This window comes from Actinopolymorpha singaporensis (assembly GCF_900104745.1).
GTDB classification, from domain to species: Bacteria; Actinomycetota; Actinomycetes; order Propionibacteriales; family Actinopolymorphaceae; genus Actinopolymorpha; species Actinopolymorpha singaporensis.
Map to the genome: position 1 here is coordinate 4,007,833 of NZ_LT629732.1, position 22,682 is coordinate 4,030,514.

The following is a 22,682-nucleotide window of genomic DNA, read 5'->3' on the forward strand; positions in this document are numbered from 1 at the left end:
CGAAATTGTGTGGGCCGTGCGTGCGCGAGGCTGCTGGCGTTGACAACGTGTGAGTGTCTCCCGCCGTGAACGTGCTTCGGTGAGTGTCACCTCATCCAGCTGATCTGGTCGAGGGTCGCGGCGGATCCTGTTGGTGAACATGCGGTTCGCAGACTCTCAGACGAGCCGTCGGTCATCACTCATCGACGCTTTCCGGGCTCAACGAGGAGGCCGCGATGACCACCGACACTGAGTCGGAGTCAGGCAACCCCGTCTGGTACCGGTCAGAACTGATCTTCTACACCGAGCCCGACTGCCGCTGGCAGCTCCATGTCGATGGGCACATGGTCGGCATCACCGGGCCGGTGGACGCTGGTGAAGCCTGCGCTTGGGCTAACGTCTATTTGGGACGTGACCTTGGGTGGGTTCCGGGCTGGCCCCACCAGGTTGACGCCTGTTGGTATTGGGTCGCGGAGCCCGTGCCGGAGTTGACAGCGGCTCAGGCTGAGCAGGTCCTCACCCAGCTGCTGCACGCCCAGTTAGCCGGTGACCAAACCCGCATGGCTGCGATCCGTGCGCGCATGTACCCCCACCACCTCTCCGCGGTCGTCAGCGCGGCCGAACGCGAACTGGGCCGTCGCCTCATCGCTGAGACCGAGCGCGAACTTCAACGCGCCGCACCACCGAACAGGTAGGTCACGGGGGCGACGACGGTCAGATGATCGAGTCTTTCGCAGGTGGCCGGTGGCTGCGATGGACCGCGACGTGAGGTAGAACCTGTGCGCGCAAGGGCGACCCCGCCAGTTCCAGCACCACACCGTGACCGTGCACGTGTCCGAGGCGGAACGTCATGCAGCTTCTGGCACAGATCCGTCGAGCACTACTGCGTCAAGACAAGAGCTTGCCGCCGGCTCGGCCGTTGCGACCGCACGGGCCGAAGTCTTCCGCCGCCGTCGTCGCCTCCGGGTGGGCGACTGAACTGGCCACCGGCGTCAAGGCGTGGCGCGTGCCATTGTTACTCCGAGACACGCCTGGTTGCTTGGCGTTGATCGGGCTGCACGCCGCTGTGATGACCCCCTTGGATCGCCGTTCGCCAGTACGGGGCGCATGGTGTAGAACGCGTCGGGGCTGTGAGGGCGATCCCGTTACGTTTCGTGCCCGTTCGGGCGCTCCAGTCGGCGGGGCATGACGTCGTGATCGCCCACGACGGCGGCGATGCCTTTGCAGGCGTTCGCTGCGGCGCCATCGGAGGAGTTCGTGTCGAGCGGTCAACTCCGCGTGACGGCCCGGCACCAGATCCTGGCTTGCGCTTCCTCGATGTCGGGGGGACGCGTATGCCGGTCCTTCTGTCTGGCAGACTCGCGGTGCCCGGCAGGCGCCGGGTCCTGCACGACCTGCAGTCTGCACAACGCATCGTGTTCCATTGTGCGGCCTGCGATCGACCGCCCAACCTGGTCCCGTCGGAGGTGCAGACGTGAGCGTCGGTGAGGTGGACGGTTTCAATGGCCACTTCCACGAGGCCGGGTTCTACGCGTCCGACGCTGAGTTCCGCGCGCTGATCGTGCCGTTCGTCGCTGAAGGCATCGCCGCCGGCGAACCGGTGGTCATCGGCTACGACAAGCGCAAGGCAGACCTGCTGCGGTCGTGGCTCGACGATCCCTCGACGGTCACCTTCATCGCCGACCGCAGCCTGTACGCCACGCCCGCGCGGGCGATCGCGACGTACCGGGGAATGTTCGAACGCCACGTCGCGGCCGGTGCACCGCGGATCCGCATCGCCGGCGACGTACCTCACCCGGGCAACGGCGGGCGCTTCGAGGGCTGGGACCGCTACGAGTTCGCCGTGAACTCCGTGTGGGAGGAGTTCCCCGTACGCAGCCTCTGCCTGTACGACGCCAGGACAGTGTCCGAACAGGTGCGGAACGTGGTCGAGCGGGCGCATCCCCACGTCGTCACCGCCGCCGGCGTGCACGGCGTCAACAGCCGGTACGAGGGGCACGGCACGAGGTCGGATCTTCCCGTGACCGCCGACCCGCTGGAGGCCTCGACGCCCGCCGTCGAGCTCACCAACCCCTCCGCGGCCGAGGCCCGGCAAACTCTTGAGAAGATCGCTCGCAGGCGGGTCGACGATCACACACTGGAAGATCTGCTGCTCGGTATCTCCGAGGCCGTCGCCAACGCGCGGCTGCACGGCGTACCTCCCACGACCGTCCGCATCTGGGCCACCGACAGCCGCGTCGTCGTGAGGGTGCAGGACAGGGGCAAGGGGCCCGTCGACCCACTCGCCGGGCTCGTACCCTCGGCGAACACCACGTTCGGGACTGGTCTCGGCCTTTGGATGACCCACCTGCTCGACATCGACGCCACCCTCATCCCGACCGCGGACGGCTTCTCGCTCCGGCTACGCGCCGTCCGAGATCCGGCGCCGGTCGATTAGTAGACCTGTCGAACCACGGCACAAAGGCGGGGCTCAACCTGAGCCCGGTCGGGCGTTCGACAGGTTGAAGGCAGGGCCGTTGCAGCCGTGGCGGGTGGGTTCCTGGCTCGAACTCGCCGGCGATGAGTGCACCTCAGAGGGTGCGTCCGGATACGGGTGAACGAGCGCTTCGTGGCGCCATGAGCGTTGGAATCGAAGCATATGTGGCTGGGATGGTGCGGTCAGGATTCCTGCTCGTTGCCGGGTTCCGTCGGGGACTTGCGGAAGAAGACGTTACGAATCTCGTCGCTGGCCTGGTCCAGCGTATGCATGGTCGTCATGAGATTTCTTTTCAGTTGGGGTTCGGCTGCGAGATCGTGACTGGTCACCAACTGGAGGCCGGCGGCGTACAGCCTCTGGAGCATGGTGTCACCGACCTCTCTGGCGAGCCGGTCACGTTCCTGGAGCGCGACCAACTGGTCGTGGCAATCCTGGCTGCGGATGCGGTACAGCGCCAGTGCAGCCAGGTCGGCGAAAGTTTGGACCTGCTCGGCCTCGGTGAAGGCGTCCTGCTCATGTGGTGAGTTCCTTCGCCATCCGGCGAAGAGGACACCGAGAACCTCTCCGTCGACAGCCATCGGCATCAACATGCCAAGTCCCACAGCGGCGAACTCCGACGACCACTGGGCAGGAGGATCGTACCCCTGCTGACGGGTGTAGTCCTTGCTCACAATGGCTTCGCCCGAGTCGAGCACGGCTGCTACCAGCCCCTGCCGGGGCAGTCGCATATCTGGCGGCGCGGCCGTTTCCAGGCCCTCGAAGATGACGGACGCGACATTGGTGGTATCGCCGGCGTCCGCGATTATCACGCCGACGATGTCCGCGCCGGAGGCTTGCTGCAGTCGCTTACTTACCGTATGCATCGCGTGGTCGCGGTCGACGTCGGTGAGCAGGAGTCGCGCCAACTGTCCTGCGGCTTCGAGCCAGAGGTCGCTTCGTGCGTGTTGCTGCTGGATGCGTACGCGCTGGAGGACTGCAGCTGCGTGGGTGGCGAACATTTGCACGTCGTCGACCTCACTCCTCGCCGCTCGTTCAGCGTCCGATCCGCGGCGCCAAACAACTACCAACGCACCGAGGGACTCGCCCGACGCGACCAGGGGAATCGCCATTCCCATACCGACGTCGGTCATGGCTTTGCGCCACTCGGCCGGCGGGTCGTAGCGTTCGTCTGCAGGTAGGTCTGCCACGATGAGTGGCGTCTGCGTGTCGATAGCCACGGCCAGGAGTCCGCGACGAGGACTGCGTACACCCACCCAATGAGCCATGTCGATCCCGCCGACTGCTTCGCAGACAAGCGTCTTCGGATCACCGTGGTCGACCAAGGCGACAATTGCCGCTTCTGCGCCGGAGATCGCCGCCAGACGCTCGCTCACCACGCCCATGGCATGATGTAGGCCAACTTCGTCAAGCAGGATCTGCGCCAGTTCGTGCGCACCAGCAAGCCAACGCCGTCTCCGCTCGTGCGACGCCTGGCAACCGTTGTCGTTGGATCCACGTACGCGACCAAACACCACCCAAACACCCCTAGACCGGCGTAACCACCACGTGTCACATCCTCGATCACGGCTGCAGCGAGATTTCCAGCCTAGTCGGGCGTCAGGTATTCGGTACCGGGCCGCGGCGCGGGACGGAGGGTGGTTATGCCGCCAAGGATCGAGGCAGGCAGGCGCTCCATGGCCGCCGCCGGTTGGCCGTAGCGCACTGGACGTGTGGCCAGCTACCGCTCGTCCGCTGGCGCGTGGTCGGCCCTCCAGCGTGCGCTGGGAGATTCTCGGCAGTGGACCAGCGGGACCAGAACAAACAGATCTCCGCCTGCAGTTCACGGACGGACGTTCGGCCCCACCGCCGGTTGTCGTGATCCCCTCCTGGCTTCGTGGCGAGGCGGCCAGCGTGGTCGGTAGTGCGTGTTCCTCGCCCCCGAGGTCTTCCGGTTGACCCCGCCTTCCTCTCGCCGTACAACTCGTCGGACCACCCGCCGGCGAGTCCGTACTCCTACGCCTGGCCGCGCACTAGGAGGACGCCTGTGGCTGGTTGCGCCGGCACGGCGACCACCTTCTGGTCGACCTGCACGTTGTCCCTGACGCGCATCGTGGCTGACTCCTGCAAGTGAGGGTTGACGCCGAACGCAGGCCATGATGACTCACGATTGATCATCCTGTCCGGAGAATCCGCAAACTGCCCCGCCATCGAGGATTGGCGCGATCCCTTACACAGAAGGGATCGCTCACCCGTGTCCGAGCCCCTGTCCGTTTGACGTTGGTTTGACGGGGCTCCGAAATTTGATCTTGACGGCGGGGCGCCTTGCTGGAAATCTCTTGGCACGTCGCTTCTGCGACGCGACTGGGGGGATTCTCATGCACTGCTCTCGGCGTACCCGTGTGCCCATTTGCCGTCGGCTCCACAGCCCTTCCCGACGTGGACCGGGTGCTCACCAGGTGCGCTCATGACGGGGAACTGGGCGCCACTCCTGCGGGAGCTGCGGCTGTTCGTGTCACCGATCGCCGACGCGACCGACGTCACCGGCCTCGCGGTGCGGCTCGGTTGGAACCTCGACGCGGCGACCGGGCTTCCGATCACTCGGATCGAAGCGATGCTCGCGGCCGGGGCGGACGCCGCGGAAGAGCTGCTCGCGCTGCTGACCGCGCCGGAGTTCGAACTCGCCGACGTCGCTTCGGCGCTTCCGGTGGTGGGCCGAACCGTCGAGGCGGTCCGCGCGGTGGCCGCGGACTGGCATCCCCCGGCGAACCTGCCCCTCGACCTGATGGAGAAGTTCGCCGACGACCTGCTCAACCATCTCGTCTCGACCTGGCTGGACCAGCATCACCCGCGTGTCGCGGACTTGCTGGCGGTGGCGGGACTCTACGTTCCCGCGCGGCTGGCGGCCGCGGAGGCGCCGATCACCACTTCCGGTGGCACGGTGATCCGGGGCCCCGGTCCACGCGGCCATCTGGACACCGCACTGCTCGAGGCGTTCCTCCGCAATCCGGTGCGCGCACTGCGCGATCGCTACGACACGGCGTCGGCCGACCTCACCGCCCGGCTGGACAGCCTGGCGCGGTTGTTGCTGCCGATGCTGGCCGACTGGCTGTGCGGACTGGGGCTGGACGCGGCGAACGACCTGGCCGGCGAACTCGCCGCAGCTCTACCGGCCGACCAGCGTGCGCTGACCCACCGGATGCTCCGGGTGGGGGTGCCGGTGAGCCCCTACCATCAAGGGGAGATCCTGCCCGTTGCCGACTCCTACACTGGCGGGGATCTGGGCGCCGGGGCCGTCTTCGTGCTGACGGGCGAGGACCTCGGCCGGCTGGCTCTCGCGGTGGAGGCCTTCGGCACCTGGTCGGGTAGTTGGCAGGTCGGCGCCTGGGAGCTCGTCGCGGAGGTGGGAGCGCTCGCGCCGGGCCTGGTCGTTTCCGCCGACGGTGCCCACCTCGCCGACGGGTCCGGTCGACCGGAGGTCCTCGTCCGGTTCGGCCTCACCAGGGTGGGAGCGGCGAACACCGACGGCCAGGTCGGTGGTGGCGAGGTCGGCGTCTCGGCAGCCCTCGCGCTGCCCGCGGAGAAGGGGACTCGGGTCGAGATCGGCGGTGCCGGACTGTCCGTCTCCCTCGTAGCCGGCCCGACCTCGACCGTTCTCGACGTCGCGCTGTCCTCCGGGCCCTCTGCGCTCGTGGTCGAGCCCGGGGACGGCGACTCCTTCCTCGCGAAAGTACTTCCTGACAAGGGGATGCGGGTTCCCTTCGACGTCACCGTGGGATGGAACTCCGGCAAGGGCCTACGGGTCACCGGCAGCGCCGGGAGCGGTGGACACGGCGGTGGCCTGGCCGTGTCCCTCCCGGTGCACCTGACGCTCGGACCGCTGCAGGTCGACGTACTCGACCTGGCGCTGCCGACGTCGGCGGACGGGCTCGCGGTGAGCGGTGCCGGTACGTTCCGCGTGCAGCTGGGACCGGTCACCGCTGCCGTGCAGCGCACGGGCGTGGAGGCGTCCCTGCGTTTTCCCGAAGGGGGCGGCAACCTCGGGCCGGCCGAACTCGAACTGGCGTTCAAGCCACCGGCCGGCATCGCGCTGGCGATCCAGGCGGGTCCGGTCGTCGGCGGCGGCTACCTGTTCTTCGACCCGGCGAAGGAGGAGTACGCCGGCGCGCTCCAGCTGGAGCTGGAGGGCATCGGCCTGAAGGCCGTCGGACTGCTCACCACCCGGATGCCCGACGGGTCGGAGGGCTTCTCGCTGCTCGTCATCGTCGCCGCGGAGTTCACGCCGATCCAGCTCGGTTTCGGCTTCACCCTCAACGGTGTCGGCGGCCTGCTCGGCATCAACAGGTCGGTCGCCGTGGAAGCCCTGCGGGCGGGCATCCGCACCGGTGCGCTGGACTCGGTCCTGTTTCCTGCGGACCCGGTGGCCCGCGCCACCGAGATCGTCGCCACTCTCGGCACGGTGTTCCCGCCGACGCCGAACCGGCACGTGGTCGGGCCGATGGCACGGATCGGGTGGGGTACGCCGACCCTGCTCACGCTCGACATCGGGCTCCTGCTGGAGCTTCCCACCCCCGTCCGGCTCGCGCTCCTGGGGCGGCTGCGGATGGCGCTGCCCACCGAAGAGGCCGCGGTGGTCGTCGTCAACATGGACGTCCTCGGGCTGATCGACTTCGACCGTGGCGAGGCGTCGGTGGACGCCACGTTGTACGACTCGCGGATCGCGGCGTTCGCGTTGAGCGGCGACATGGCGATGCGGGCCCGGTGGCTCGACCGGCCGACGTTCGCGCTGTCGGCGGGCGGGTTCAACCCGCGCTTCCAGCCACCGCCCGGCTTCCCTGCCCTGCGTCGGCTCACGCTGTCGCTGATGACCGGCGACAACCCGCGAATCCGGTTGGAGTCGTACCTCGCGCTCACCTCGAACACGGTGCAGTTCGGCGCCCGGCTGGAGCTTTACGCGGCGGCGCTCGGCTTCAGCGTGGAGGGGATGCTGTACTTCGACGCCCTGGTGCAACTGGACCCGTTCGGCTTCGTCGCCGACATGGGGGGTGCGCTCGCCCTCAAACGGGGCGACACGACCCTGATGGCGGTCCGAGTCGACGTCACCCTCTCCGGGCCGGCCCCGTGGCACGCGCGTGGCCGGGCCACGTTCGAGATCCTCTTCTTCAGCGGGGAGATCTCCTTCGACCAGCGGTTCGGGCAGCCCGCACCGGCGGTCGCACCGGCCCCCGTCGACGTCGCCGGGCGAGTGGAGGCGGCGCTGGCGGACAGCCGGAACTGGACGGCGCAGCTGCCTGGCGCGGGTCGTTCGGTCGTGTCCCTGCGGCAGGTGGCCGCCCCGGACGGGACGCTGCTGGCGCACCCGCTCGGCGGTCTCTCGGTCACCCAGCGCGTCGCACCGCTCGGGCTCGCCCTGGAGCGGTTCGGCGCAGCGCCGGTGACCGGCCACCGGCCTCTGCGGATCGAGAGCGTCCGTATCGACGACGGCGATCCGCTGGATGCCGTGGGCACGTCCGAGCACTTCGCGGTGGCGCAGTTCCTCGACCTGAGCGACGACGAGAAGCTCTCGCGACCGTCCTTCCAGCTCTTCGACGCCGGGCGGGCGGTGACCGCGGACCTGACCGACCGCGACCACGGCTGCCTGATCGAGGCGCCGCCCGAGTACGAGGAGAAGGTCGTGGTCGGTGCGCCGGGCCAGGCTGTCGCGTCGGCGAACGACCGGGACGGACTGCGCGCGGCACCGGCGGAGATGGCGGCGGAGATGGCACCGGCGGATCTGGCAGCGCCAGACCGCTCGGCAGCGGTCGCCGCACGTCGGGAGCGAACAGCCCTGCTGGCCCGCGTCGGTGTGGGCCCGGCTGCCCGGGCCGGCACCCGTACGACCGGGCGCACCCGCTTCGCGGAACCGAAGCGCCGGCTGGTCGTCCGCGACACGGGTGCGAGCAACACCACGACGGACGGCACCGGGGCGGAAGGCGCGCGGACGTCCGGCCGCCGCCGGCCCCGCGGGGCAGTCCAGCAGGAACGGATGACGGGGGCGAAAGCATGAGCGGCCTGACATTCCTCTCGTGGGTACGCGAGGGGCTCGGGGCCAGCGGTTCGGGTACCGATCCGCTTACCGGCTCGCTACCGGCGCGGGGAACCGTGACGGTGAAGGTCCGGATCAACGACCGGCCGGAAGTGGAAGTGCCGACCCGGCTCTACGGGCCCGGTGACGTCGCCGGCATAGACCCGCGGCAGGTGCTGCGGACCGACCCACCGGCCGGCACGGACGGGTTCGAGCCGCACCTGTTCGCCCAGGTGGAGTTCGACCGGCCGGACCTGCCGTGGATGTTCAGCCCGGCCGCGCCCACCGGCGAGCAGCGGCTGCGTCCGTGGCTGGTGTTGGTCGTGGTCGAAGCCGACCGCGCCACCGTCGTACCCGACCCGAAGGGCGGACTTCCGCGGCTCGTCTGCGCGCCGGAGGACCTGCCCGACCTGTCGGAGTCGTGGGCCTGGGCGCACGCGCAGGTGGTCACCGACGGGGACCTGAACGACGCGACCGTCGACGGACTGCTCGCCGAAGCACCAGAGCGAACGCTGTCCCGGCTGGTGTGCCCCAAGCGGCTCGACCCCCACGTCGCCTATGTCGCCGCGGTGGTGCCCGCGTTCGAGGCCGGCCGGCTCGCCGGGATCGGCGAACCCGTCGAGGGACCCGACGCGACCGAACTCCGCCCAGCCTGGCCGCCGGTGTCCGCGCAGGCGGACTGGGCGCTCCCGGCGTACCACCATTGGACGTTCGTCACCGGCGAACGCGGTGACTTCGAGTCGCTGGTCGGGCGGCTCGTGCCGCGCGCCCTACCCGGGAAGATCGGTGTGCGGGAACTCGACGCAGGCTCCGCGGGTTCGGGGCTGCCGGAGTTGCCCGCAGGTGATCCCCACCGAGTCGTGGATTTCGAGGGGCCGCTGCGATCCGTGGGCACCCGGCCGCGGACGTGGGACGAGAACACCCGGCGCGCGTTCGAATCGGCGTACGACCGGTTGCTGCCGACCGCGGCTGACCGGCTCTCCCCGCCGACCTACGGGGACCAGATGGCAGGCCGTTCTGGCGTACCCGGCGACGGTCAGCCGCCCCGGTGGCTGCGTGACCTGAACGTCGACCCTCGACACCGTGCTGCCGCCGCACTCGGCGCGGAGGTCGTCCGCCGTCACCAGGAGGACCTCGTCTCCGCCGCCTGGGACCAGGCGGCGGAGATCCGCCAGGCGAACGAGGCCCTGCGCCAGGGACAACTGGCCCGCGAACTCAGCGACAGCATCTACCGCCGTCGCCTGGGCGTCACCGCGAACCCCGCCGACGGGCTGGACGACCCTCACCTGCTCCAGGTCGCCGCGCCCGCACGGCACGACGTCGAGGTCGGCGACGCGACCGTCGGCGACGAGCTGACCGGCAACCGCGAGGCCGAGGCCGCGGTGTCGCCGGCGTTCCGTCGGCTCAGCCGCCCCGGCGGTCCGGTCGACCGGCGTACGCCGGCGGAGTCCGGCGACCTCGGGACCACCGCTCTGCAGGCGCTTGCCAGCCGGGACGTCACCGCGACTCCGGCGCTTCGTACACCACCCGGCCTCCTGGGATTCGAGGACTTCTCCGACGGCGAGACGTTCGACCACCTGCGTGGGGAACGCCTGACGCCGCGGTGGTGGGAGCAGGATCCGCAGCTCCCGCGCGACGAGCCGGGCGAATACTCGCCGCCGCTGACCCAGGTCGGCGCACCCATGGGCGGACGCGTCTTCGTCGTCACCGTGGACGGCCGGCTGATGTCGCGGGTGGAGAACGACGTGCACGTCGGCTGGGTGGACCACGGCCGGCCGCCAGACGCCACCATCAACTCAGACCCTGTGGGCGTCCGCGACCTGCACACGTTCGTGACCGGCGGCAACGGCGCCCTCTACGAGTGCGGCTGGGACGGCGAACGCTGGCACTGGATCTCCCACGGCACACCGCCCGGCACCACGATCGGTTGGGGGTTCGGGCCCGCCACCAGCGCGTGGGACTCCCGGCCCGTCAGCGGCGGGCTGGCGCAGACCGGGACGTTCGACAGCGTGTGGTGCGTCGGCACCAACGGTGTGCTGTACGAGCGCAAGGCCGCCGGTGGCGGCTGGGTCTGGGTGACCCACGGCACGCCGCCGGGCACCCTGTGCCAGAGCACCCCGTCCGTGCTCAGCTGGTGGCGGCTCGCCCTCAGGGACTCCGAGGGCAGGCTGCAGGAGTACCGCAACTCCGGCAACGGCTGGGTGTGGACGAGCCACGGCAAGCCGTCGACGTACGTCTGGGTCACCGGCAGGATCGCCGAGTTCGGCGCCTACCTCGCCGCGATGGCCACCGACGGGAAGCTCTACCTGACGATGCGGGTCATCCTGATGGGTGACATGTGGATCGCGCAGTCGCCGCCGCAGACCCCGGGGGTGTTGCTCGGACGGGCGCCCGACGGTTCGCTCCTGGTCAAGTCCACCGCGCAGACCATCATGGCGTGGTCCCCGAGTGGGGGCTGGCAGACACCGAGCGGGCCGCCGCCGACCGACCCCGCGTGGGGCTTGCGGGCGGTCGTCGCCGGCGCCGACGTGTACGGCGTCGGCCAGTCCAGGCTGGTACGTCTGCTCCGGGGCGGCGCACCCACCTGGCAGGACCTCGGCCAGCCCGTGTTCGGCGGGCGTGGCAACCCCGACGTCAGTCCGTTCTCGCACATCCGGTGGCGGCCGCGGCTCGGCTTCATGTCCAACCTCGTGGTCGGGCACGTCGACAACCCTGGCGGCGTCAACGCGGCGTACGTGCGGTTCGGCCGCGACGTCGGCTTCGACGGCGAGGTACGCGGCGGGTGGGAGATGAAGCCGACGCTGCCCCACCGCGTCGGGGACCCCACGCAGGGCTTCGCGCTCGCGGTCGCCGACCTCGACGGGAACTCCGGGCGTCCGGACCTGCTGCAGTTCTGGATCGAGGAGATCCCGGGTTACGGCAACTTCGGCAAGTGGCGGATCGGCCGCAACCTCGACGCTGCCGGGAATCCCGCCTCCTGGACCGACGAGCGCCGGATGCCGACGCCGATGTCGACGTTCTACGCCCCCAGCGGCGCGCTGAGCATCAGCTACCGCGTGGAGAACGGCACGGCCACCCTTGCCGACCTTGACGGCGACGGACGGCAGGAACTCGTCGTCGTCTACGTCAGCGGCGCGCCGGCCGACCGCCGCCTGTATCTGCGGATCGGCTGGCGCATCAACCCCGACTCCGGTGCCGCCGAGGGCGGATGGTCGGAGTCGGTGGAGGTGCCCTGGGAAACCCGTACCGCCGCGACCGCGCCGCCGGTCGTCGGCATGGGGGTGTCCGTCGACGATCTCAACGGCGACCTTCGCCCAGAACTCACGGTGCTGCTGCTGGAACAGGTCGGCGGGGCGGTGCGTGCGTCGTACCGGATCGGCTGGCAGCTGAACGCCCGCGGCAAGGTGACCGGCGGCTGGAGCCCGATCAAACAGATCCCCGGCAGCTTCGGCGCGAGTGTCGCGGGGGCGGGCATCGCGGTCGCCGACGTGAGCGGCTCCGCCCAGCCGGACCTCGTGGTCTTCCACCTGGAGAACCCGGAAATGGAGAACCGCGCCTACTACCGGATCGGCTGGGACTGCAACGCGGCCGGCGACCCGGCACGGTGGGGCCCGGCCACCCGGATCCAGGCCGACGGCTGGTTCGGCTGGGAGAACCAGGGGGCGAGCATCGCCGTCGCCGACCTGGACAACGCCCTGCTCGGACAGAAGCGGCAGATGGCGACCCGGTTCCGCAGCGCCACCCTCGCGAACCTCACCGCGGTGCATCGGTCGCAGGAGGTCGCCGCCGCCGACGACGAGCAGGCGCTGGCGCTCGGCCGGATCGCCGGTGACGTGCGGCAGGCGCTCCTTCCCGATGTCACGGTGACCGCCCGGGTCACCTCCCGGCTCACGGGCGTCGACCTCGCGGACGCGGAGCTGACCGACCCGCTCGGCCAGCTGCTGGCGCCACCGCGGTTCGGCCAACCGATGTCGGAGCTGCTCGCCGAGTTGGGGCAGGAGCACCTGCTGCCCGGGGCCGGGAACGTACCGCTGGACACGGTCACGTTGCTGCGAGCCAACCCGGCGTTCGTGGAGGCGTTCCTCGTGGGCGCCAACCACGAGCTCGGCCGTGAACTGCTGTGGAGGGAGTTCCCGACCGACCGGAGGGCGACTGCGTTCCGGGAGTTCTGGGACTCCCGCGGCGCGGACGGGACCACGGGGGACACGGCGGACATCCCGCCGGTCGCGCAGTGGCCGGGGTCCGCGCACCTCGGTCAGGTGGCGACGACCGGCGCCGGCAACGGTGCCGTCCTGCTCGTCCGTGGTGAGGTCGTACGCCGGTTCCCTTCGCTCGGCCTGCACGCTCGTCGAGCGCTGCCGCCGGCGGTGCCCGGCGGCAGCGCCCGCCTCGGCAGTGAACGCCAGGAGCCGGCCTTCCAGGGAATGCTGGAACCCGACATCCTCTTCGTCGGCTTTCCCTTCACCGTCGAGCAGGCGCGTGGCGGCGCGGGCGACCCGGGCTGGTTCTTCGTCTTCGAGGAACAACCCAGTGCTCCGAGGTTCGGCATGGACGTACCTCCGGACAAGGACCCCGGCTACGGCACCGCGCCGGCCACCTGGCGCGACCTCAGCTGGGCCGCGGTCGTAGACGACCAGCAGGCACTCGACCACCTCGGACACGTGCCGGTGCTGCACGCGCCGTTCGGCACGCCCGAACGCCCGCTGGCGTCCGACTCCGAGGCGCCGCCGGTGACGTGGGGCCACAACTCGGCCCACATGGCGCACATCCACCTGCAGCAGCCGGTGCGGGTGGCCTACCACGCGACCGCGCTGCTGCCGCCCGGCGTGGGCGACGGGTGGCGGATCACGCACGTGCGTACGCGCACCGCCGGCGACCCACAGACACGGATACGCGCGGTCGCGGGTCGCTACCCCGACGGCACGTGGTGGCAGGCGAGCGTGGACGAGGTGTTGGCCGCGATCGCTCGCCGTGAACGGTTCTACGTCGAGGAACCCACCGGAGATCCGGTCGACGTGGTGGTTTCGCACACCCACCTCGGCCGCTCCTACCTGCGGACCCGCGCCGACGGCGACGCACCCAACAACCTCCTTTCCCTCCCACCGATCCCGGCGGACATCTCATGAGCGACCCTGGCGCCACCGACCCCTGGACCCTCTCGACCGCCTGGCCGGTGCTGTTGTTGCCGGTGCGTCTCGAGACCAGGTTCACCCCGAGCGAGTTGCTGCTCCGGGTGTATCCGGACGACCTGCACGTCGACAGCCACGAACGCGACCTCACCGCCGACGAGGCGGACTGGGCGCGCCGCTACTGGACCACGGTGTGGACGGCCGGTGCCGACACCGGTGTGGAGGACGCCGCCTGGGCGGAGCTCGCCACGCGGTTCGGCGCGGAGCGGGCGGCCTGGATCGCGCGGGTGACCGAGCCGACGAACCCCGGCGATCGGCCCGCGCCCGGCACCGACCCGGGCCAGGCGCCGCGGCCGGCCATCCCGGACGTGTCCCTGCGAACCACGACCTGGACACGGCGGGCCACCGCCGGGTGCCTGCCGTCTCGCTGGTACGTCGTCGCCTATCCACTCGGCCCGGCCGCACCGGTCGTTCGGGTGGTCGGCGGGGACATCCCGGCGAGTCTGGCCGTCGGACCCGATCCCAACCCTGCCTCGGACCCGACCACGACCGCGACCGCGACCGCCGAGCCTGGTGTGGATCCGCGTACGCAACCGCCGGTTGACGACGCGATCCGCTGGCTCGTCGACTTCGACCAGGCCGAGGCCGTGGGCATGGGCATCCGGTTGCCCCGACCGGCCGGCGGGTACGCCCGCATCTTCGTGTACGGCGTGCGCGAGGACGCCACGGACCCCGCCACCGGGCGACCGGTGGCGTCCACCAGGGCACTCGCGGACCTGATCACCGCGCAGTACCACACCCGCGGTCTGGGATACGTACCGCCCGGTGCGGCGACCAACAACACCGAGACGACCTCGTCCGCGTACAGCCGCAACGATCCCGCGCACGCGGCGGCGTACCAGGTGCGTTTGTCCGTAGGGCAACCCGACGGGGACGACCGGGGCGGCACCAATTCGCACGTTCTCGCCGCCGCCTTGGGGCTCGACCTGGCTGAGCCGCCCGTTCCGCCGGACGGGGAACCCGGAACGCCCCCGCCGCCCGCGCCACGGCCGGGCAGCGCCACGCCGCTGCGTCGTGCGCGCGGCGGCGACGGCACCGACGACGTCACCGCCAGGGCGATGGTCACCGCGCTGTGGGGGACGACCTGGGGGTACTTCCTCAGCCAACTGACCGCCGGACGGTTCTCCGACGCCGCCGTGCGCGGAGCGCGGCAGCACGCGATGGACTACCTGCGGCCCAACGGTCCGGTGCCCCCTCTGCGGATCGGGTCCCAGCCCTACGGCATCCTGCCCATCCTGCCGTTACGGCGCTGGGCCGACGTGGAGGGAAGCGCGATCAGACGGCGTCGCCTGGACCCGGCCGTGGTCGGGTTCCTGGGCCGGGTGCGGCAGTTGGTCTTCGAGCCTGCCGTGGCCGACACCCAGGCGGTGCCGAGGATCAGGCCGGACGACACCCGACCGGACCTGACCCTCGTGCGCTTGCTGGCGATGTCGCCGCTGGCTCGCCGGCTGTTCGGCCGCAACGCGCTCGGGGCGGAATACGTCGCCTACCTGTGGCGGTTCGCAGAACTCGGGCTGCGGCAGGAGTGGCGGACCGAACTCGCCGCCGGAGCCGCCGCGCTCGGGCAACGGCTCGGGCTCACTCCGTTCGACGTCCGGGTGACGCAGCTCGTCCATGCCCGCGAGTCGTACCCGCTCGATCTGCCCTGGGTAGGTGCGGACGGCGCAGAGCCGTCGGCGTACCTGCGCAACCTCACCGCGGCCGTCCGCACGGCGGAGTGGCTGCGCGACGCCGTCGACGTGGTTGCACCTGAGCGCACGCCGCTGCTGTACCGGCTGCTGCGCCAGTCGCTGCTCGCGGAGTACGTCATCGCCGCCGACCGCATTCTCGGCACGCCTCTCGCGGAGCGGGCGGAGGCCGAGCTCGTCGACGTCGTCCCTGGCACCGACACGCCGACCGCGTGGCGCAGGCTGCAGCGTCAGCGGCCCGGGACGACCCAGCCCGTGGGGGCGTACCTCGCCGGACAGGAGTCCACCCGCGACGTCGACGCAGCCGACCTGTGGGAGGCGCGCTCGGCGATCACCGCACTGGTGAACGTCCCGGCCCGCGATCTCGAACGAACGATGGCGCAGACTCTCGACGCCGCATCGCACCGCCTGGACGCCTGGATCACCTCGCTGGCCACCAAACGGCTGGCCTGGCTACGCCGGCCCGCCGGCGGACAGCCCACCGGCGTGCACGTGGGCGGGTTCGGCTGGGTGACCGACGTACGCCCTCGTCCCACCCGGCCGGTCGTTCCGGCGGGCGAACTGCCGCCGAACGAGCCCGGACCGCTCACCCGGATTCCCGACTCGCCCGGATTCGTGCACGCGCCCTCGCTGGCGCAAGCCACCACCGCGGCGGTCCTTCGGTCGGGGCACCGTGCCCACGGAGAGGACCCCACCGGGCCGCTCGCGGTCTCCCTGCCTTCGGACCGGGTACGCACCGCAGCCTGGATCCTCGACGGCGTACGCCAGGGCCAGCCGCTCGGCGCCCTGCTGGGTTACCGGTTCGAACGCGCCGTCCAGGATCACCCGCTGCCGGCGCTCGCGGCCCACATCGATCGCTTTCGCGCGATCGCGCCGCTGCGGGGCTCGGCAGTCGACTCCGAGGGACAGGTCAGCGAAGCCGTCACCACGACGTCGGTCGTCGACGGCTTGGCGTTGCACCGGCTTCGCAAGGCGGGCCGCCTGGACCTGGTTCGCGACGTCGGCGTACCCGCGAACCAGACCGACCAGATCGCCGCACTCGTCCAGGTGCTCGACGACCTGGACGACGCTGTCGACTCCGTGGCGGACGCGCTGCTGGTCGAGGGCGTGCACCAAGCCGTCCTCGGTAATCCGCTGCGAGCGGGGGCAACTCTGGACGCGCTCGGCCGCGGTGAGGCGCCGCCACCCGAGCTGGAGTCGGTCCGTACGCCGCGGACCGGTGTCGCGCTGACCCACCGAGTCCTGACCGTCCTGCCCGCCGCGTCGTGTGCGGACCGAACCCGGTGGCCGGTCGACGCTACCGCGCAGGCACGCGCTGTCGCCTCCCCGGAGGCCGACGCGTGGATGTCCAGCCTGCTGCCTGCGTCGACGCGTGTCCGCGTCCGGGTGCGCGTGGACGCCGGGGCAGGAGACGGGGGGAGTGAGGCGGCGAGCATCGTGGAGTTCCCGCTGAGTGAACTCGACCTTTCCGCCCTCGACGTGGCCGCGCTCTCGGTCGGAGCCGGCGCACCGGCCGGGTGCGATCTGGAACGGCTGCTGCTACTCCGTGCCGCGGACCGACCGGACGTTCCGCACGGAGCTCGGCTCACCCTGCTCGCCGACCGGGCACCGGAGTGGGGAAGCGACGTTCTCGGGCTGCCGGAACTGCTCGAGGCCGCCACTGCCGCACGTGATCTGGTGAGTTCGGCTCGGCCGCTCGCCGCCTCTGACCTCGACCTGCCGGAGTCCGTCGCCTCTGCCGGCGGGCAGGCCGAGGAGAGCGAGGCCGTCGACGAGTTCGCCACCCGGGCGGAGGCTGTCCGAGCACTCACCGACACCGCGCTCGCAGCCCTGCGCGTCCCCGGACAGCGACGGGACGGCCTGCGACGCGCAGCTCTGCTCGGCATCCCCGGGGTGCTGCCGGCACCGTGGGCAGCAGATGCCGAGTTGGGCGCCCTCGCGTCCTCGGCCACCACCGAACTAGGCCGCCGGATCCAGGAAGCTGACATCGCGGAGTCCGGCCGGGACGTCCTGTCCGCTCTGATCGGTAGGCAGGTGCCCCTGCTCGGCAGTTTCACCCCGCCCAACGGCGTGGCGCTCGAACAGGTGCTCGCCCGCAGCGCCGAACTCCAGGACGGCGACCCGACGGCGGCCACAGCCTGGCTCACCTCGGTGGGCCGCGTCCGCCGAGGCGTCGACCGGCTGGTCACCAGCGTCGGCTACGCGGAGGCGCTGGGCGCCGGCGACACTCTCGGGCTGCGTGTCGCCCAACTGCCGTACGCACCGGGTGACCGTTGGCTCGGCCTTCGGTTCGAGGGGCCGCGGGTGGCAGGAAGCCGTGTCTCCCTGCTCGTGCACGCACCGCTCGCCGATCCGTGGTCCGGCCTGGTGGGCATGGATTCCGGTCTCACCGGGTTCGTCGTGGACGAGTGGGCGGAGGTCCTTCCGGCCGCTGCGGAGACCACCGGCATCGCACTGAGCGTGGACAGCCCGAACGCCGCGCCGCCGAACACGATGCTGTTGGCCGTACCACCGGACGGACGGGCCACGTGGGATCCGGACATCCTCGGGGAGACGGTCGAGGAGGCGCTTGCCCTGGCCCAGCTGCGGGCCGTCGACCTGGAGGCCCTGCATCCCACCAACCCCGACGCCCTCACCGACGTCGGACAGCTCCTGCCCGCGGCCGTACTCCCGATGAACGTGGTCCGCACCGACGCGACCGCGACCGACTTCTCCCGCACCTTGGCGAGGTGACCCATGTCATCCATCACCACCTGGACCCGGATCGAGCCACGGGCCCGTGCCGGCGACATGCGCCCGGCGCTGGAGGCACAGGTACACGACCCGCTGTGGACGCTGGCGCGGCAGTGGCAGTTCGGGGAGTTCCTCGGCGACGACGCCGGGTCGCCCGTCTGGGTTCGGGTCCGCGCCACCTCCGACCGCGTCACCAGGTTCCGTCCCGGTGCCGACCTCGTCGCCGAGGACTACGACGGCGCCACGCCGCTGGAGGTCCTGGTCGAGCGGGAGGAGCCGGCACCGGACCTGCGTGCAGCCGCCGAAGCCGGGCAGCACTTCCTGCGTATGCTGGCCGCCGCCGGGTTGACCGGCGCGGTGGCTGACGCCATCGTGGCCGCGTACCCGCTCCGGGCGGACGAGGCGCTGCTCGGTCCCCTCCTCGACGCCGCCGCCCGCCGTTACCTGGCGGTGGTCTCGGGTCGCGTCCCCGACGGAGCCGCCCTGGCGAACGCGCTGGGAGCGACGCTGCCGGACGGCCTGCCCGAGTGGGGGCTGCAGGGCGCGGACGCCGAGACCGCCCGGCAGGTCGCGGTGCGCTGGCTCGCGTGGGCGACGTCCCGGCTGGCGACCGTCCCGCCGGAGCGGTCCGCGTGGAAGCCCGCCCGCATGGAGTACGAGTTCGCCGTGGGCGCAGACCGCGGCGGGCAGCAGGTCACCCTCGGCGCACCCGCGTACGACGGGGGCCGCCTGGACTGGCACTCGTTCGTCGTCGACGACAAGGCAACCCCGCTGCAGGCGCCGGCCGACCGAACAGAACTCGTCCGCACTGTCCTGCCCGCGCCGGCGTTCTTCGCCGGGATGCCCTCTCGGCGTTACTGGGAGTTCGAGGACGCCCGAGTGAACTTCGGCGGGATCGAGACCGCGCCGGAGGATCTCGCCCGCATGCTGCTGGTGGAGTTCGCCACGGTGTACGCCAACGACTGGTACGTCGTGCCCGTCGACGTTCCGGTCGGCTCGCTGACGAGCGTCACCTCTGTCGTCGTCGCGGACACCTTCGGCGAACAGTGCCTGGTGCCCGGACAGGGCGATGGCAAGGGCGACGCCGGATGGTCACTGTTCCAGCTCAGCGCCTCGGGAGGAGGCGCGGCGGAGGCGGGCCTGTTCGTCGCGCCGGTGCTCGCCCAGACGCTCGAGAGCGACCCGCTGGAGGAGGTGGCGTTCGCCCGTGACGAGGGTGCTAACCAGGCATGGGCGATCGAACGCAAGGTCACCAACGCCGTCGGTCGCACCCTCGACCGGGCCGAGGCCGCGGCTGCCCCGGCCTTCGACGGAACCGGCGGAACCGCTGTCATCGACGGTGACGGCACCGACCCGGCAAGGCTGCACTACCGGCTGATGACCGACGTACCCGAGCACTGGATCCCGCTGCTGCCGGTGGAGGTACGGCCGGGCGTCAACCACCTGCGACGCGCCACCCTCAGTCGCACCGGACCGGACGGCCGACCGGTCCCGCTGAACCCGCTCGGCCGACTGCTGCGTCCGGGCGAACCGCTCGAACTACCCGAGGAGGAGGTTCCGTCCGAGGGGGCCGTGGTCACCCGCACCACGCAGTACGCCAGATGGGTCGGTGGGGAGTCCTACTTCTGGGTCGGCCGCGGCAGGCGGGCCGGACGCGGACAGAGTTCCAGCGGCCTGCGCTTCGACACCATCGACTGACGTCGCCGTACACGGACCAAGACCGTGTGGGCACCGCGCCGTACACGAGTGACACCTGGGGGAAGGCATGGGGACGGTAGCTTCGGCCGCTGGCCTGGCGGCGACGATGCGACTGCGCCGCCGACAGCGGGAGGCGTGGCAGGACGGACCGGCGGTCGGCTCGGAGGAGGTGAAGGCCTACACAGCTCGGCTGGCGGACTATCTCGTCTGGATCGACCGCATGGAAGGAAGCTCGCCCACCCGCGAGGACTTCCGGCGGAACGTCCTCAATCTGCGGCGGCTGGCCTACAGCAGGTTCACCAAGGGGGCCGGCGCGAAGTTCGACGTTCTGTTCGACACCGAGAAACTGGCCGCACCGCTCACCACCAAGGACGTGTCGGCGACGACGCTCGACCGCCTCTACTCGACCGGCAACATCATGACGGGGTCGCCGTTCGCTCCCTACTCCGGATTCGAGCAAGCGCCGGTTGACACCAGTCATCTGTTCGTCGGAATCGACTTCGCGTTCAACCGGCGGGAGTTCAACACCTGGCGGATGGTCGCGACGATGCTGGACCCCTCTCTGGGTAAGGTGTTCGACACCGGTATCCAGGGACTCGTCACCTGGGTGGGTGACCTCGCCTCATGGTTCGTCGAGTGGAACTCCGAGCGCATCAAGGCGGAGGCGGCCGGTACGCCGTGGACGGCGGCGCAGAGTGAGGAACACCGCAAGTCGGTGCTGGTGCGGAAGATGTCGCTGCAGGACCTGCTCAGCGATCTCGACGCGCAGGTACTCGCCGCACACGCGGTGAGCACTCCGAGCATCGTCAGCGTGGGCGCACTCCTGCGCGGGTACTACCTCGACCCGCCGGTGGCGGGAACGCCCCACGTCAGTACGCGGTTCGCGTCGTTCGTGAAGGCCGCCCAACCACCCATCCCGCACACCGAGTCCGGCTCCACGGTCACGCTGGACGCCAAGGCCGCGGAGTCGGTGGCCCAGGCCGTCACCCTGGTGGCCTGGTTGTTCCTGCTCATCGAACGCCGCGGCACGAAGGGGATCAAGGGAGCCGCCGAGTCGGCGCTCGCGGACGTGACCGCCCAGGCGGCTGTGGTCCGGTCGATGGCCGACGACTTCGTCGCGTTCCTCACCGCCGCGCTCACCGGAGGAGCGCCCTCCTGGCCGAGCGACCACCTCTACGCCCTGCAGACGAGGTACGGCGGCTTCTATCTCCAGCCAGGTGACTCCGATGCCACGAAGAAGTACGGCGGTGCCGTCCGGGCCGGCGATCCGGGCGGCCACGTGGAGAAGCTGCACGACGACCTGGTCCTCGTCGGCTTCACCTGCCTGCCGGCCAAGGGGACAGCCGCGTACCGCGAGTACGGGCGGTCCACGCAGTGGGCCGTTCGGCACCTCCAGGGGTACGCCGGCACCGAAGGGGTGGCCGGCGTACTGGAGCCGCTCACCGGCCCGCACGCCGCCGACCCGTTGTTCCATCTGCACAACCCACGCAGGTACTGGGGGCCGGTGCACGGCCTGCTCGACCCGGAGACCGCCACGGTCCTTGCCCGATGGGTGACCGACACGACCGCCCGCCGAGGTACGGCCCCCGGTGTCACCGAGCGGGTCAAGGTCGCCGACCGGCTGCACTGTCCGGTGGTGATGGAGTCGTGGAAGTGGAACACCGCCAGCGCGCCGACGACGTTCGTCAAGGACCGGATCTGGTTGCGCGACGATCCGGCCGTCGGGGACGCCGTCTGGGCCCGAGACGCCTCGATGTACTACGACATCCCTGCCAACCGCGTGGTCGCTCCCGTCGACGGCGTGGCGGCCGGTTCGATGGCGAGTGTCCCGGGCATGGGGCAGGGCCCGATCAGCCGCTCGTACAAGCCGAACTCCCTGTGGTCGCCGGACACCCGTGTCGACCCGGTGCGGCTCACCGGTGCGGCGATCGATCCCGCGACCGACGTGGCGCGTGCCAGCACCTACCGCGTCGTCGCAGCGGTCGCAGCGCTGGAGTGCGGGTCGTACCTCGACTCGATGAACGGCTGGGACAGCGCGGTGGTCTCGCTCGGGGTGGCGCACTGGACCATCTGGCCGGCGCACCACACGGGGGAGCTGTTCGCCCTGCTGGCGTACCTGCGAATGAAGTACCCGGCGGTCTACGAACGCTATCTCGGCGTCTTCGGCGTCTATCCCGCCTACCCGTGGCCGCAGACCTGGCCCAATCCGATGTGGGACCCGGGTGCGCGCAAGTACGTCTGTGCGCCGGTGCTCTACGGCCTGCCCGGAGGTGGCGGGAGCTACCAGCGTGATGTCGCCGTGCCCGTCACCGAGGCGGACGACTTCGAACGCTTCCGGGACTGGCACTGGTGGTACCGCTTCCTGATGATGTGCCGGAACAGCCCGGAGCTCTGGCGGTGTGAATGGGACATGGCCCGCACGCGTATCCGGGACATACTTCGCACGCCGTGGGCGAAAGCCGTGGGGACGAACGTACCCACCGTTCCCGACGGCAGTGGTGGAACCCGTCCGGCGACCTTCGGCGACGTCTTCACCTGCGAGCACGCGGTCGCGCTCGTGTACCGCTACCACGTGAACTTCCCCAACCCGATCATCTCCTCAGGCCGGGCCGGAACCAAGATGGCCGACACCATCGCGGGCGCGAACCTCGCCAGCATGGACACCACGACCTGGGGTGACGCGGAGCAGACGAAGATCGTCGCGGCGCTCCGTGTGAACTATCCCGCCAGTTTCGCCGACGTCGGCACCGCCTGGGACCACTGGAGCGATCCGGCGCTCGGTGCCGACGGAAGCCTGCGGGAAGGCCACGGGTCGTTCGTTCTGGACGACACCGAGCTTCCGCTGCCGATGTCCTGACCGATCCTCCCTCTTCCGGACC

General features: G+C 70.7%; 8 protein-coding genes. 7 read left to right on the plus strand and 1 reads right to left on the minus strand.

The window, feature by feature from the left end:
- Positions 1-215 precede the first annotated feature (215 nt).
- Positions 216-674, plus strand: a complete 459-nt coding sequence (locus tag BLU27_RS18125; protein WP_092654853.1) for a hypothetical protein — start codon at positions 216-218, stop codon at positions 672-674.
- 779 nt (positions 675-1,453) lie between these two features.
- Positions 1,454-2,416 (plus strand): anti-sigma factor RsbA family regulatory protein, encoded by a 963-nt coding sequence (locus BLU27_RS18130; protein WP_172804985.1) that lies wholly within the window; start codon positions 1,454-1,456, stop codon positions 2,414-2,416.
- Positions 2,417-2,637: 221 nt separating this feature from the next.
- On the opposite strand, the gene BLU27_RS18135 is transcribed toward BLU27_RS18130, so the two are convergent.
- A complete protein-coding gene (locus BLU27_RS18135; protein ID WP_172804986.1) occupies positions 2,638-3,828 on the minus strand; it encodes a GAF domain-containing protein in 1,191 nt (396 codons plus the stop codon).
- Between the two features lie 1,070 nt (positions 3,829-4,898).
- On the opposite strand from BLU27_RS18135, the gene BLU27_RS18140 reads away from it, so the two are divergent.
- From BLU27_RS18140 to BLU27_RS18160, 5 genes are all read left to right on the plus strand, one after another.
- Entirely contained in the window at positions 4,899-8,477 is a 3,579-nt protein-coding gene (locus BLU27_RS18140; RefSeq protein ID WP_092654856.1) for a DUF6603 domain-containing protein, read from the plus strand.
- A complete protein-coding gene (locus BLU27_RS18145; RefSeq protein ID WP_092654857.1) occupies positions 8,474-13,621 on the plus strand; it encodes a DUF3892 domain-containing protein in 5,148 nt (1,715 codons plus the stop codon). Before BLU27_RS18140 ends, BLU27_RS18145 begins: the two co-directional genes overlap by 4 nt.
- A complete protein-coding gene (locus BLU27_RS18150) occupies positions 13,618-18,105 on the plus strand; it encodes a hypothetical protein (RefSeq protein WP_092654858.1) in 4,488 nt (1,495 codons plus the stop codon). The genes BLU27_RS18145 and BLU27_RS18150 overlap by 4 nt, the downstream gene beginning before the upstream one ends.
- Before the next feature lie 3 nt (positions 18,106-18,108).
- Entirely contained in the window at positions 18,109-19,803 is a 1,695-nt protein-coding gene (locus BLU27_RS18155; protein ID WP_092654859.1) for a hypothetical protein, read from the plus strand.
- A gap of 67 nt (positions 19,804-19,870) precedes the next feature.
- Positions 19,871-22,660, plus strand: coding sequence for a hypothetical protein (locus BLU27_RS18160; protein ID WP_157728636.1), 2,790 nt, complete (start codon positions 19,871-19,873; stop codon positions 22,658-22,660).
- The last annotated feature ends 22 nt before the right edge of the window (positions 22,661-22,682 follow it).

Bases quoted from the DNA above. Each gene is read 5' to 3' on its own strand.
- BLU27_RS18145 (WP_092654857.1), top strand. From the start codon at position 8,474: ATGAGCGGCCTGACATTCCTCTCGTGGGTACGCGAGGGGCTCGGGGCC.
- BLU27_RS18155 (WP_092654859.1), top strand. From the start codon at position 18,109: ATGTCATCCATCACCACCTGGACCCGGATCGAGCCACGGGCCCGTGCC.
- BLU27_RS18125 (WP_092654853.1), top strand. From the start codon at position 216: ATGACCACCGACACTGAGTCGGAGTCAGGCAACCCCGTCTGGTACCGG.
- BLU27_RS18160 (WP_157728636.1), top strand. From the start codon at position 19,871: ATGGGGACGGTAGCTTCGGCCGCTGGCCTGGCGGCGACGATGCGACTG.
- BLU27_RS18140 (WP_092654856.1), top strand. From the start codon at position 4,899: ATGACGGGGAACTGGGCGCCACTCCTGCGGGAGCTGCGGCTGTTCGTG.
- BLU27_RS18150 (WP_092654858.1), top strand. From the start codon at position 13,618: ATGAGCGACCCTGGCGCCACCGACCCCTGGACCCTCTCGACCGCCTGG.